The sequence below is a fragment of the Corynebacterium sp. ACRPZ genome (assembly GCF_022346205.1).
In the GTDB taxonomy this organism is placed as follows: domain Bacteria; phylum Actinomycetota; class Actinomycetes; order Mycobacteriales; family Mycobacteriaceae; genus Corynebacterium; species Corynebacterium lehmanniae.
The window spans coordinates 43,571-56,563 of sequence record NZ_JAKRMR010000005.1; the positions used below are offsets into that span (position 1 = coordinate 43,571).

General features: G+C 66.2%; 11 protein-coding genes. 8 read left to right on the plus strand and 3 right to left on the minus strand.

Annotated features, from left to right (window positions below; all coding sequences use genetic code 11):
- Positions 1–2: 2 nt before the first annotated feature.
- From MHX64_RS04835 to MHX64_RS04845, 3 genes are read right to left on the minus strand one after another with little or no spacing between them, the layout of a single operon-like run.
- Positions 3–782 (minus strand): phosphoadenylyl-sulfate reductase, encoded by a 780-nt coding sequence (locus MHX64_RS04835; RefSeq protein ID WP_239356044.1) that lies wholly within the window; start codon positions 780–782, stop codon positions 3–5.
- Positions 779–1,039 carry a hypothetical protein gene (locus tag MHX64_RS04840; protein ID WP_070472049.1) on the minus strand — a complete coding sequence of 87 codons (261 nt, stop codon included), beginning with the start codon at positions 1,037–1,039 and terminating at the stop codon, positions 779–781. The genes MHX64_RS04835 and MHX64_RS04840 overlap by 4 nt, the downstream gene beginning before the upstream one ends.
- Positions 1,036–2,700, minus strand: a complete 1,665-nt coding sequence (locus MHX64_RS04845; protein ID WP_239356045.1) for a nitrite/sulfite reductase — start codon at positions 2,698–2,700, stop codon at positions 1,036–1,038. Before MHX64_RS04845 ends, MHX64_RS04840 begins: the two co-directional genes overlap by 4 nt.
- Before the next feature lie 238 nt (positions 2,701–2,938).
- Between MHX64_RS04845 and MHX64_RS04850 the strand changes: the two genes are divergently transcribed.
- The 8 genes from MHX64_RS04850 (at position 2,939) to MHX64_RS04885 (ending at position 12,952) form a co-directional block, all read left to right on the plus strand.
- Positions 2,939–4,309 (plus strand): FAD-dependent oxidoreductase, encoded by a 1,371-nt coding sequence (locus tag MHX64_RS04850; protein ID WP_239356047.1) that lies wholly within the window; start codon positions 2,939–2,941, stop codon positions 4,307–4,309.
- A gap of 190 nt (positions 4,310–4,499) precedes the next feature.
- Positions 4,500–5,642, plus strand: coding sequence for a sensor histidine kinase (locus MHX64_RS04855; protein WP_239356048.1), 1,143 nt, complete (start codon positions 4,500–4,502; stop codon positions 5,640–5,642).
- The gene (locus MHX64_RS04860; RefSeq protein WP_239356049.1) at positions 5,639–6,301 is read left to right on the plus strand and encodes a response regulator transcription factor; all 663 of its coding nucleotides are present in this window, start codon (positions 5,639–5,641) and stop codon (positions 6,299–6,301) included. Before MHX64_RS04855 ends, MHX64_RS04860 begins: the two co-directional genes overlap by 4 nt.
- 82 nt (positions 6,302–6,383) lie before the next feature.
- Complete coding sequence (locus tag MHX64_RS04865; protein WP_239356050.1) at positions 6,384–7,235, plus strand: ATP-binding cassette domain-containing protein; 852 nt, start codon at positions 6,384–6,386, stop codon at positions 7,233–7,235.
- 17 nt (positions 7,236–7,252) lie between these two features.
- A complete protein-coding gene (locus MHX64_RS04870) occupies positions 7,253–7,948 on the plus strand; it encodes a hypothetical protein (protein ID WP_239356051.1) in 696 nt (231 codons plus the stop codon).
- Positions 7,945–9,183 (plus strand): DUF418 domain-containing protein, encoded by a 1,239-nt coding sequence (locus MHX64_RS12060; RefSeq protein WP_239356052.1) that lies wholly within the window; start codon positions 7,945–7,947, stop codon positions 9,181–9,183. Before MHX64_RS04870 ends, MHX64_RS12060 begins: the two co-directional genes overlap by 4 nt.
- 113 nt (positions 9,184–9,296) lie before the next feature.
- Positions 9,297–11,003 carry an ABC transporter ATP-binding protein gene (locus MHX64_RS04880; RefSeq protein ID WP_239356053.1) on the plus strand — a complete coding sequence of 569 codons (1,707 nt, stop codon included), beginning with the start codon at positions 9,297–9,299 and terminating at the stop codon, positions 11,001–11,003.
- The gene (locus MHX64_RS04885) at positions 11,000–12,952 is read left to right on the plus strand and encodes an ABC transporter ATP-binding protein (RefSeq protein WP_239356054.1); all 1,953 of its coding nucleotides are present in this window, start codon (positions 11,000–11,002) and stop codon (positions 12,950–12,952) included. The genes MHX64_RS04880 and MHX64_RS04885 overlap by 4 nt, the downstream gene beginning before the upstream one ends.
- The last annotated feature ends 41 nt before the right edge of the window (positions 12,953–12,993 follow it).

Below are 12,993 nucleotides of genomic sequence, written 5' to 3' on the forward strand. Positions count from 1 at the left end.
TTTTATTCGTGCAGGCCGCACTCAGTCTTGGATGCGAACGCCCAGCGCCCGGCGCGCGGGTCCTCCCCTTCGGCCACCGGCATCGTGCAGGTCGCGCAGCCGATGGAGGGGTAGCCCTGGCGGGTCAGCGGGTGGATGATCAGGTCGTTGTCTTCCTCGGAGCCTTCAGTGTCCTCCAGCGACCAGGTCACCAGCGGGGAGATCTTCAGCCGGCCGGTTCCATCCAGGCTCAGCGCGGGCGCCTCAGCGCGGGTGGGGCCGTCGGCGCGGCGCAGGCCAGTGATCCAGCCGGCGTACGGGCTCATGTGCACCGCCAGCGGCTCCACCTTGCGCATCCGGCAGCACGCGCCGGGGTTGCGCAGGTACAGGTTCGGGCCGTACACCTTGTCCTGCTCCGGGCGGGAAAGCTGGGCCTTTGCGCGCACCAGCGTGTGCGAGGGGTAGCGGGCCTCTACGGCGTCGGCCACCTCGAGGGTTTCCGGGAAGTGGTACTCGGTGTCCAAAAAGAGGAAGTCCGCGTCCGGCAGGTGGCGCTCGGCCAGCTCCGCCAGCACGGTGTTTTCCATAGACAAGGTCACCACGAGCTTGCCGGGGGCGTGCTCGTGGGCCCAGCTCAAGATGTCGGCGGCGGATGCGTCGTAAAGCTTGGGTGCCCACTCCTCGACTAACTGGGCGTTTTGCTTGGCGACGTCCTCCGGCAACGCCGCCGTCTCCTTCGGCCCCTCCGGGCTGATGTCGGGGTCGCGGAAGTTTCCTCCCGGCTGGTTGAGCAGGTTGGTCATCGCTTCTCTTCCTTCACTACTGCGGTGTGCCCGTGCCGTGCCAGGGAGGCCTGCAGCGCCTCCTCCGTCGACGGCGCGGGCGCGTGCGGGGTGTCCGGATCGTCCTGGCCGTGGTACTTCACCTCGAAAATGCGCAGGCATTCCCCGCACTTCCAGGCAAAGTCCGTCTCCTCGTTCGGCCAGAGGTCCTCGCCGCCACAATAGGGGCAAAACGAGGGGAAATTGCGGTTCGGATTCGGGGCCCGGCGAAAGCTCATCGCAGGTCGTCCTCGTCCGCACGGGCGACCCACTGACGGAATGTTTCGCCGTCCTCGCGCTTGTCCACGTAATGCTGCACCACGCGCGTGACGTAATCCGTCAGCTCGGTGGACAGCACCTTGTGGCCGCGCACCTTGCGGCCAAAGTTCGCGCCCTCGCCGATGGTGCCGCCCAGGTGCACCTGAAACCCCTCGACCTTTTCGCCTTCGCCGTTGTCCACCATCTGGCCCTTCAAGCCGATGTCGGAAACCTGGTGGCGCGCGCACGCGTTCGGGCAGCCGTTGAGCGAAATGGTGATCGGGGAATCCAGGTCGCCGAAGCGCTCCTCCAGCTCATCCGCCAGCTCGATCGCGCGGGACTTGGTGGTCACGTGCGCGAGCTTGCAGTACTCCAGGCCGGTGCAGCTAAGCAGGCCGCGGCGGAACTCGGAGGGGTTAGAGTACAGGCCCATCTCCTCCAAATCAGCCTGCAGCTTCTCGACGTCCTCCGGTGTGACCCCGAGCAGCAGCACCTCCTTGAACGGAGTGAAGCGCAGGTCGGTCACGCCGTAGCGTTCGGCGAGGTCGGCGAGTGCGATGAGCTGTTCGCCGGACATGTGCCCCAGCGTGGGCTTCACACCGATGTAGACGTTGCCGTCCTTCTGCTCGTGGACGCCGATGTGGTCGCGGTCGACCAGGTTGTTGGGGGCCTTTGGTCCGTCGGGAAGCGCATAGCCCAGGTAGTCCTCTTCGAGGATCTGGCGGAACTTCTCCACGCCCCACTCCTTGACCAGGAACTTCAGGCGCGCGCGGTTGCGCAGGCGGCGGTAGCCGTAGTCGCGGAAGATGCGCACCACGTTCGCCCACACGTCCGGCACCTGCTCGAGGGTGACAAATGCGCCGAGGGACTGCGCGAGCATCGGGTTGGTGGACAGGCCGCCGCCGACGTAGCACTCGAAGCCGGGGCCGAGCTCGGGGTGCTCGACGCCGATGAAGGCGAGGTCGTTGATCTCGTGGACGACGTCCTGGCGGGCGTTGCCGGAGATGGCGGTCTTGAACTTGCGCGGCAGGTTCTGGAACTCGTCGTTGGTGACGATCTTCTGGATCTCGCGGATCGCCGGTGTGGCGTCGATGATCTCGTCCTTGGCGATGCCGGCGACCGGGGAGCCCAGGATCACGCGCGGCACGTCGCCGCAGGCGTCCCAGGTGTTCAGGCCGTTTTCCTCCAGCTTCTCCCAGATCGCGGGAACGTCCTCGATGCGCACCCAGTGGAACTGGATGTTCTGGCGGTCCGTCAGATCCACGGTGGAGCGCGCGTAGTCGCGGGAGAGCTCGCCGACGGCGCGGGCCTGCGCGGTGGAGCAGATGCCGCCGTCGAAGCGGATGCGCATCATGAAGTATTTGTCTTCGAGCACGCTGTTGTCCTCGCCGGTGAACTCGCCGCCCAGGTTCTGCTTGCGCTGGGTGTACAGGCCGAGCCACTTAAAGCGCGGGTACAGGTCCTCGCGGTCGATGGAGTCGAAGCCGCCCTTGGAGTAGACGTCGATCACGCGCTGCTTGACGTCCAGGACCGGGGACTCCTGCTTGATCTCCTCGTCGTGGTTCAGCGGCGTGGAGCCGTCGATAAGCCACTGCCCCTCCGGCTTTTTGGCGCGTGTCCTGGGCTTCGTGGGTGCGCTCATCTGCCCTCCCTAACTAGACAACTCTGTACACATCCGGGCAGCCCGGAGCTATTGCTGGCCAATAGTGCCGGACTACTCGGTCTGAAACAACCGGACTACCGAAAGTGCCGGTTAATGCCGTGAATGTAAAGCGTTTTGGGGTGGGCCGAATGAAAATTGGAATAGGTTTAAGACCACTCGGTCTATACGCTATAGTGTCCAACATCAACACACCCTTTTGCGAAAGGACAACAAACTTATGAGCCTGCGCGTCGCCGTAGTTGGAGCCGGCCCAGCCGGCATTTACGCCTCCGACCTGCTAATCCGCAACGAAGAGCACGACATCCACGTCGACCTCTTTGAGCAGATGCCCGCCCCCTTCGGCCTGATCCGTTACGGCGTGGCCCCCGACCACCCGAGAATCAAGGGCATTGTGAAGTCCCTGCACAACGTGCTGGACAAGGACAAGCTGCGCCTGATCGCCAACGTCACCGTCGGCCGCGACATCACCATCGACGACCTGCGCGACTACTACGACGCCGTGGTCATCTCCACCGGCGCGGTGCGCGACCGCGAGCTGCTCATCCCGGGCGGCGACAAGTCCATCGGCGCCGGCGAGTTCGTCGGCTTCTACGACGGCAACCCGCGCTTCGAGCGCAACTGGAACCTCGAGGCCAAGGAAGTCGCCGTCGTCGGCGTGGGCAACGTGGCACTCGATATCTCCCGCATCCTGGCCAAGACCGGCGACGAGCTCACGGTCACCGAAATCCCGGACAACGTCTACGAGTCCCTGAAGAACAACAAGGCCGAGACCGTGCACATGTTCGGCCGCCGCGGGCCCGCCCAGGCGAAGTTCACGCCGAAGGAGCTGCGCGAGCTCGACGAGTCCGACACCATTCAGGTGCTCGTGGACCCCGAGGACATCGACTACGACGAGCTGTCCGAGCAGGTCCGCCGCTCCGACAAGTCCATCGACCTGAACTGCCAGGTGCTGGAGCAGTACGCCATGCGCGAGCCGGACGACGCCCCGCACAAGATCCACATCCACTTCTTCGAGGAGCCGGTGGAGGTGCTCACCGACGATTCCGGCGCCGTGACCGGCATCCGCACCGAGCGCCAGGAGCTCGACGGCAACGGTGGCATCCGAGGCACTGGCAAGTTCACCGACTGGCCGGTCCAGCAGGTCTACCACGCCGTGGGCTACCGCTCCGAGCCGGTCGAGGGCGTGCCCTTCGACCTCGAGCGCCACGTCATCCCCAACGACGGCGGCCACGTCCTGGTCACCGCAGAGGAAGGCGCAGCACCGGAGGACAAGCTCTACGTCACCGGCTGGATCAAGCGCGGACCCGTTGGCCTGATCGGCAACACCAAGTCCGACGCCAAGGAAACCACCGACATGCTCGTGGCCGACGCCGACGCCGGCAAGCTCGCCGCGCCGACCCACACCGGCGCCGACGACATCTTCGACCTGCTGCGCGAGCGCGGCGTGGACTACGCCACCTGGGAAGGCTGGTACAAGCTCGACGAGGCCGAGCGCGCACTCGGCGCCGCCGACGCCAACTTCCCGCGCGAGCGCAAGAAGATCGTGGAGTGGGAGGACATGCTCGGCCACTCCCGCGCCGGCCATTAGGGCCTCGTGGCGGAAAGCCACATCAACCGAATCGACACGTCCGCGCGACGTGTCGATCTTTTGTTGCGGAACTGACCTCGACGGGAGCGAGTGTCTGACCGCCGCTGGGTCACCCGGGAGGACCTATCCTGGTTCGCATGCAATGGCTGGCCACGATGCAGCGCTTCTTCGCCGAGAACGGGGCGAACGCATGAACATAACCTGGCAGCGGGCGACCGCGCTCGTAGTCATCGCGATCCTGACCTTGCTCTTCGCTTTCGACTGGGTCACAGTCCAGTCCCCCTACGGTGCGGCCGGTACCGCCGTCGGCGCCGCCCTCATCGCCGTGTGCGGTGCCTGCTGCGCGGCGTACGGCGTCCGCCCCGCCGCAGCCGTCGCCGGGATCGCCGCGTGCGCCAGCGTCGCGCTGTGCCTTGTTGCGCTGAGCGTCCCCCTCTACTGGGAACCGGCGCTCGCCTTCGGTGCGGTCGTCACCTCATCCCGGGTCCCCCGGCGCGACCGCACCTGGTTGACCGTCTGGCTCCTCGCGATACCCACCGTCGCACTTTTCACCCACAGCATGTTCACACCGGACTGGCCGGGCGGCCAGTCCGCGTGGCGCGCCGCAGCCGTCGCAGTCCGCACGGTGGCGCTGTCGTGGGTGTTTCTAGGGTTCTTTTTCCTTCTCGGCGCTCAGCTTCGCAACCGGCGGGAAAAGATCTCCGAGTTGGAGCAGCAGATCGAATTCGCTCACGTCCGCGAGCGCACCCAGATCGCACGGGAGATGCACGACATCGTCGCCCACACTCTCGCCGGGATCACCACCCTGGCGGACGGTGCGCGATACGCATCCAAACACAACCCAGAAGTGGCCAGGGATGCCCTTGAAACTATCAGCGCCGAATCACGCACCGCGCTGTCGCAGATGCGCGGACTGCTCAGCGTGTTACGCGACGACGATGCCACGGCACCCACCGGCGCTGCCCCGGGCCGACGCGACTTCACCGCGCTGTTCGACGACGCCCGCGCCCGTGGCCTCGACTTAACCGTCGCGGGCTTCGACGAGCTCCCCGAGGATATGCCGCCGCTCACGCTCTTCACCATCTACCGTGTCTGCCAGGAGGCCATCACTAATATGCTGCGCCACGCGCCCGCACCGGAAGGTGCGCTCACCTTTTCCGCCGACGCGAAGTCGGTGCGTGTGGAGGCGGTCAACGCTGCGCCGAAAAGCAAGCACGACCCCGACGGTTTCGGGCTTGTGGGCATCCGCGAGCGAGTCGCGGCGCACGGCGGGCGCGTGAGCGTGACCGACGACGGCGGCGAGTTCGTCCTGACCGCGGAGGTACCACGATGATCAACGTAGCGCTTGTGGACGACCAGCCGCTCGTGCGCGCCGGCTTCTCCCTGCTCGTCACCTCCCAGGACGACATGGACGTGATCTGGCAGGCGGGCGACGGCGCGGGGGTGGCCGGGCAGCCGGCGGCGGACATCGTGCTCATGGACATTCAGATGCCCGGCACGGACGGCATCGAGGCCTGTCGCGCGTTGCTCGCCGAGCACCCGGACACCCGCGTGATCATGCTGACCACCTTTGACGAGCGCGACCTCGTCCTCGGCGCGCTTGACGCCGGGGCCTCCGGGTTCCTGCTCAAAGACGCCGACCCTGACGAGCTGCTCGACGCGCTGCGCACCGTCCACGGCGGCGACGCGGTACTCGCGCCGAAGGTGACGCGCCACGTCATCGGCGCCGCGCAAGCCCCCGAGCAGCGGGAGGCGGCACGCAACGAGGCAATGCTCGAGCGACTCACCCCGCGCGAGGTGGAGGTCCTGCGCTTGGTGGCGCTGGGCTACTCAAACGAGGAGATTGCCGAGGCCGAGACGCTCTCCCCCGCGACGGTGAAGACGCACGTGCACCGCATTCTGTTCAAGACCGAGTCCCGCGACCGCGTCCACGCCGTCCTCTTCGCGTTCCGCGCGGGTCTGGTGAGCACCGGCGAGTTGCTGGGCCACTAGCCGCGTACACCCGAGGGTGTACACGCCGATTTACACCCGCGGGCGGACGATTTCACCCGCGCCGCGCGCGATTGTGGGAACCATGATCGAAGTTCACAACCTGACCAAACGATATTCAAGCTCCACCGCCGTAGACGCGCTGTCGTTCACGGCGCCGGACGGTGCCGTCACCGGTTTCTTGGGCCCGAACGGCTCCGGCAAGTCCACGACCATGCGCATGATCGTCGGACTAGAAACCCCAAACGAGGGCGAGGCGCTTATCGACGGCTCCGCTTTCCGATCCCTCGACCAACCCGCACGCGTCGTCGGGGCACTGCTCAACCCGGAATGGATCGCCCCACACATGACTGGGCGCGGCCACCTGAAGATGGTCGCCGACTACGCCGGCGTGCCGGAATCCCGCGCCGACGAAGCGCTCGAGGCGTTCGGGCTCGCGGAGGCGGCAAAACGGGAAGTGAAAAACTACTCCCTCGGCATGCGACAGCGCCTCGGCGTGGCCAGCGCGCTGATCGCGGACCCATCCAACGTCATCCTGGACGAGCCGGTCAACGGCCTCGACCCGCAGGGCGTGGCCTGGATGCGGGGGCGCATCCGCGAGATGGCCGCCGAGGGTCGTGCGGTAGTCGTCTCTTCGCACCTGATGAGCGAGATGCAGCTCACTGCGGACCGCCTTGTGGTGATCAACCGCGGCCGCCTCGCCGGTGAGGGCCCGCTCGAGGACTTCCTGGGCTCCAACCGGGTTGAGGCGACCTGCAGCGACCCGGCGCGGCTGGCTGAGGCCGTCGGCGGCCAGGTCATCGGCGACTCCGTTGTCGTCGACGACGCCACCGCCCGAGACGTCGGCGAGGCCGCCCAGCGCGCCGGGGTGACGGTGTACTCCCTCCAGGAATCCCGCCGAAGCCTCGAAGAAGTGTTCCTGGAGTCGACGAAATAGGACGTAGGAGGTTTTCCATGCACACACTGAAAGCAACGCTTCGGGAAGTCCTTTCCCGCCCCGCGACGCGCATCCTGCTCGCGTTTGTCGCGGCCGCCCTCATTCTCGGGCCCATGGCCGTCGCGATGCTCCTCGGCCCCAACGGTACAAGCACCGCAGACCCTGCAATGCTGCTCATCCCGGCCGCTTTGATGCTCCCTGTGGCGTTCGCCGCGGGCGCTTTCCCCGCCGGCAGCGCGCACTCGCGCGGCACGATCGGCTACGCCTACCTCGCGTCGAACCACCGCGGTTGGGAGCTCGCATGTCGCGTCGGAATCGCAGCTCTCGCCTGCATACTGACGGCATTTGCCGCCTCGGCGATCGGGCTCGGCGGCGCGCACGTGTTTGTCGACAGCGTCGCTCTGGAAGGCGCCGACAGCGCAGATATGGTGCGCGGCCAGGCCGAGCTGTGGATCGCGTACCCGCTCCTCGCGGCCCTGACAGCCGTACTGCTCGGTTCGGGCACCGCGTCCTTCTTCGTCTGGGTCGTAGAGTCGCTCATTGTGGAGACTGCCCTCGGCGCGATCAACCAGCCGTGGGCCGCGGCCCTGGAGAAGCTCCTGCCGGGCGGCGCGGCCGGGAACGGCACGGCCGGCGTGGTCACTCTTGCGGTCTGGGTCGCGGTCCTTGCCGCCGCCGCGTACGCTGCCGTGCAGCGGAGGGCAGTGAAGTGACCGCGACAGGGACCACAACACACACCGGTGAGCGCACTGCGGCCCGCCAGCGGTTCGTGGCCCCCGACCTCGCCCGCGGGTTCGCTCTCGTCGGCATCGCGATGGCCAACATGGTCACTGACTGGGACCCTGCCGAGGGCGCCGACCACGCGGCGGGCCTCGGCGGCTACAACGGTGACGGCACCGTGTTGGAGAAGCTGCTCGTCTTCTTCGAGACGCTCTTCGTGCACGTGCGCGGTTTGCCCATGTTTGCCACCCTGCTCGGTGTTGGCGTCGGCATGATCTTTGTCAGCCTCGAGCGGCGCGGCTACCCGCTGCGCGCCCGGCGCATGGTGCTCGCGCGCCGCTACGGGTTCCTGTTCCTGTTCGGTCTGGTGCATAAGACGCTGTTTTTCACCAACGACATCATGACGGCCTACGGCATCGCGGCACTCATCCTGTGCTTGTTCATCGGGTGGAGCGACAAGGCCCTCTACGCCCTCGCAGGTGCTGCGTTCGCCCTGAACGCGGTACTTCGGGCACCTGGCGTATTCGCCGCGTTTTCGTCGACAGCGGAACCAATAGACGGCAGCCCCGCGCGCATCGTCGACCTCAGCGACCGCATAGCCGCGGGCCTGACCAACTTCTGGGTGTACCCGGCAATGGGCGTGATCGAGATGCTCGCCTTCTTCCCGCTTGTCGTGGTCGGGTTCGTCTGGGGCCGCCGCGGTATCTTCGGCGACGTCGACGGCAACTCCCGGATGCTCCGCGGGTGGGCGATTCTTGCAGCCGTAGTTATCGCGGCCGTCGGCATCCCGTGGGGCTGCGCGGAAATCGGCGCGCTCGAACCCAGGTGGGCTACAGGGCTCAATGCCACCAACGAGCTCGTCGGCATGCTCACCGGCCCCGGCATCCTCGCTGCCATCTCCCTCGCGTGCCGGCCGTTGCAATCGCGTATCAACGCCTCCGGTTCCCTCCCGCACCTAGCCCAGCCGCTAGTGGCGCTGGGGAAACGTTCCATGAGCGGCTACCTTGCGCAAACGATCCTCTTCATCCTGACAACCCAGCCCGCGTTCTGGTGGGCGACCCGCGACGCAGCAATCTCCGGAAAGCTTGGCTGGGCGGTGCTTATCTGGCTGGCCACGGTAGCTGGTGCGTGGGCACTTGAGAGGGCTGGCAGGCCGGGGCCGTTCGAATGGCTGCACCGTCGCCTGTCGTACGGCAAAGACGGCCTGCCCGAGCACTACCCTGGCTAGACCGTCCGGAGTAGACGCAGCCGGAGTTCGCACTGCGCCTGCGCACCCCTTCGGCCCGTTGTTTCTACCCCCACCGGTCTAATATTGCCCCGGACAAAAAGAGAGGGGCACTCATGGATCTCATCCGCCTCACCGCACGCTTTGGCAGGCGGTACAGCGGCAAGATCGCGCTGGTCATCGTGTTACAGCTGGTCACCACCCTGGCCACGCTGTACTTGCCGGACCTGAACGCGGACATCATCAACAACGGCGTCGCTAACGCCGACGTGCCGTACATCTGGCGCGTCGGCGGGATCATGCTCGTCGTCGCGCTTGTGCAGCTCGCGGCAGCCGTGTGCGCGTTCTGGTTCGCCTCGCAGGTGGCCATGAACACGGGCCGCGACATCCGCAAGGCGGTCTACGACCGAGTCTCCAGCTTCGACAACGAGGACATGGGCCACTTCGGCGCCGCCACGCTGGTCACCCGCGGCACGAACGACGTCCAGCAGGTGCAGATGACGGTCCTGCTGTTCCTCAACTTCATGGTCGCAGCACCCATCATGGCCATCGGCGGCATCATCATGGCGCTGCGCCAGGACGCCGGCATGTCGTGGCTGGTGGTCACGGCGGTGCTGGTCCTCACCATTGTCGTGGGTGTCATCGCCGCCATCCTGATGCCGCTGTTCAAAAAGATGCAGGCGAAGCTGGACGCGATCAACGGCCTGCTGCGCGAGCAGATTGCGGGCATCCGCGTGGTGCGCGCGTTCGGCCGGGAGGACTACGAGGCGGAGCGCTTCCACGACGCCAACACGGACTTGAGCAAGCTCAGCCTGAACATCGGCCGCGTGTTTGTGACCATGTTCCCGGTGATCATGCTCATCATGAACCTCGCCACCGCCGCGGTGCTGTGGTTCGGCGGCCACCGCGTGGACGAGGGGCTGGTGGAAGTCGGTTCGCTCACCGCGTTCATGCAGTACCTGATGCAGATTCTCATGGCGGTGATGATGGGCGTGTTCATGCTCATGATGCTGCCGCGCGCGATCGTCTGCGCGGATCGCGTGGACGAGGTGCTCGGCTATGAGGCGGGTGCGGGGGCGACCGGAGAGGCGTCGATAGGCGAAGGTGTCGTGCGCTTCGAGGATGTCTCCTACACGTACCCCGGCGCGGAGCAGCCGGTGCTCGAGGAGATCTCGTTTGAGGCGCGCCCGGGGACCACGACGGCGATCATCGGCTCGACGGGTAGCGGCAAGACCACGCTGGTGGGGCTGCTGCCGAGGCTGTACTCCCCCACGTCGGGGCGCGTGCTTATCGACGGCCATCCGGTCACCGACCTCGACAGAGCCAGCCTGGTCACGGCTGCCGGCATGGTCCCGCAGAAACCGTGGCTGTTTTCGGGCACCGTGGCGACGAACCTGCGCATGGGCAACCCCGACGCCACCGACGATGAGCTGTGGGCGGCGCTGCGAGTGGCGCAGGCCGGCTTCGTCGACGACCTGGATATGCCGATCGCCCAGGGCGGCACCAACGTCTCCGGCGGGCAGCGCCAGCGCCTGTGCATCGCGCGCATGCTGGTGGCGGACCCGAAGGCGTACATCTTCGACGACTCGTTCAGCGCGCTCGACGCGACCACCGAAGCGAACCTCAACGCCGCGATGCGCGAGGTGGTCAAGGACCGCACCGTGATCGTGGTGGCGCAGAAGGTCTCCTCGATCCGGCACGCAGACCAGATTCTGGTGATGGAGGCCGGGCGCATCGTCGCGCGCGGCACGCACGAGGAGCTGCTGGAAACCAGCGAAACGTACCGGGAGATCGCAGCGAGCCAGGCGGAGGTGGACGCATGAGCAACCAACACGGAACTGAGCTGACAGACGACCAGCTCGCCGAATACGAAGAGAAGATGGCCGGCGACGACTTCTCCAGCAAGGCGCCGCGCAAGGCCAAGCAGTTCTGGCCGTCCGCAAAGCGCCTGCTGGGGCTTTTGGCGCCGTACAAGCTTGCGCTGGTGGCCGTGTTCGCCATGAACGCGGTGTCCGTGTTCCTGTCGGTGTACGCCCCGCGCGTGATGGGCCGGGCCATGGACGTGATCTTCTCCGGCGTGATGTCCAAGCACATGCCCGCCGGGATGAGCAAGGAGCAGGCGATCGAGGGCATGCGCGCCGCCGGCCAGGACCGGTTCGCGGACATGGCCTCGGCGATGGACCTGACCCCCGGCAGCGGCATCGACTTCGACCGCCTGCGCGAACTGATCGTTGCAGTGCTTGCGCTGTACGTGCTGTCGGCGCTGCTCATGTGGGCCCAGGGCGCCATCTTGAACAGGCTGTCCATCCGGGCGGTGTTCGACCTGCGCGAGCGGGTGGAAGCAAAGCTCAACCGTCTGCCGCTGAGCTACTTCGACACCCGGCAGCGCGGCGACGTGATGAGCCGCACCACCAACGACGTGGACAACGTGCAGCAGGCCCTGCAGCAGTCCCTGTCCTCACTGTTCAACGCCGTGATCACCATCGTGGGCATCATCGTGATGATGTTCGCCATCTCCTGGCAGCTGGCACTAGTGGCGCTGCTTGCCATCCCGCTGACCGGCCTGGTCATGGGCCTGGTGGGCACGCGCAGCCAAAAGCAGTTCATCACCCAGTGGAAGGCCACCGGCGACGTCAATGGGCACGTGGAGGAGTCCTTCTCCGGCCACGATGTCGCGGTCATCTTCGGCCGCACCGAGGCGCTGCGCCAAACCTTCGACGAACGCAACGAGGAACTCGCGGGTGCGGCACAGAAGGCGCAGTTTTTGGCCAACTCGATGCACCCGATCATGCAGTTCATCTCGTACCTGTCGTACGTGGCTGTCGCGGTCCTCGGCGGCGTGAAGGTCGCCTCGGGCAAGCTCACGCTCGGCGACGCCACCGCGTTTATCCAGTACTCCCGCCAGTTCAACCAGCCGCTCGGCGAGATCGCCGGCATGATGCAGATGCTCCAGTCCGGCGTGGCGTCCGCGGAGCGCGTCTTCGAGCTTCTCGACGCTGAAGAGGAACCCGAAGACAGCTCCCAAGCCCGCATGGACGGCCGCGCCGAGGGCCTGGTGGAGTTCCGCGATGTGTCCTTCTCCTACACGGACGATCCCCTCATCCAGGACCTGAACCTGCGGGTGGAGCCGGGCCAGACCGCCGCCATCGTCGGCCCCACCGGCGCCGGCAAGACCACGCTGGTGAACCTGATCATGCGCTTCTACGACGTCGATTCGGGCGCGATCACCCTCGACGGGGTGGACATCCGGGATTGTTCCCGCGAAGATCTGCGCAGCCAGATCGGCATGGTGCTGCAAGACGCGGTGCTGTTTAAGGGCACGATCATGAACAACATCCGCTACGGCCGGCTCGACGCCACCGACGAGGAGGTCATCGAGGCGGCGAAGGCCACGTACGTGGACCGCTTCGTGCGCTCGCTGCCGGACGGCTACGACACGGAAGTCGACCAGGACGGCGGGTCCGTCTCCGCCGGTGAACGCCAGCTGATCACCATCGCGCGTGCGTTCCTGTCGCAGCCGTCGCTTTTGATCCTGGACGAGGCGACCTCGTCAGTGGACACCCGCACCGAGGTGCTGGTCCAGGACGCGATGAATGCGCTGCGGTCCAACCGCACCTCCTTTGTCATCGCGCACCGCCTGTCCACCATCCGGGACGCGGACGTGATCGTTGTGATGGAAGACGGCAGGATTGTGGAGCAAGGTTCGCATGCGGAGCTCGTCGAAAAGCAAGGTGCGTACTGGCGCCTGCACCAATCGCAGTTCAGTGAGTAATTGACAGCTAACTCACACGTTTCCCAAATGTTCACCTTTTG

Excerpts from the sequence above, each read along its gene's own strand:
- MHX64_RS04840 (WP_070472049.1), bottom strand. The coding sequence starts at position 1,039 with ATGAGCTTTCGCCGGGCCCCGAATCCGAACCGCAATTTCCCCTCGTTT.
- MHX64_RS04835 (WP_239356044.1), bottom strand. The coding sequence starts at position 782 with ATGACCAACCTGCTCAACCAGCCGGGAGGAAACTTCCGCGACCCCGAC.
- MHX64_RS04855 (WP_239356048.1), top strand. The coding sequence starts at position 4,500 with ATGAACATAACCTGGCAGCGGGCGACCGCGCTCGTAGTCATCGCGATC.
- MHX64_RS04845 (WP_239356045.1), bottom strand. The coding sequence starts at position 2,700 with ATGAGCGCACCCACGAAGCCCAGGACACGCGCCAAAAAGCCGGAGGGG.
- MHX64_RS04885 (WP_239356054.1), top strand. The coding sequence starts at position 11,000 with ATGAGCAACCAACACGGAACTGAGCTGACAGACGACCAGCTCGCCGAA.
- MHX64_RS04865 (WP_239356050.1), top strand. The coding sequence starts at position 6,384 with ATGATCGAAGTTCACAACCTGACCAAACGATATTCAAGCTCCACCGCC.
- MHX64_RS04870 (WP_239356051.1), top strand. The coding sequence starts at position 7,253 with ATGCACACACTGAAAGCAACGCTTCGGGAAGTCCTTTCCCGCCCCGCG.
- MHX64_RS04860 (WP_239356049.1), top strand. The coding sequence starts at position 5,639 with ATGATCAACGTAGCGCTTGTGGACGACCAGCCGCTCGTGCGCGCCGGC.
- MHX64_RS04880 (WP_239356053.1), top strand. The coding sequence starts at position 9,297 with ATGGATCTCATCCGCCTCACCGCACGCTTTGGCAGGCGGTACAGCGGC.
- MHX64_RS04850 (WP_239356047.1), top strand. The coding sequence starts at position 2,939 with ATGAGCCTGCGCGTCGCCGTAGTTGGAGCCGGCCCAGCCGGCATTTAC.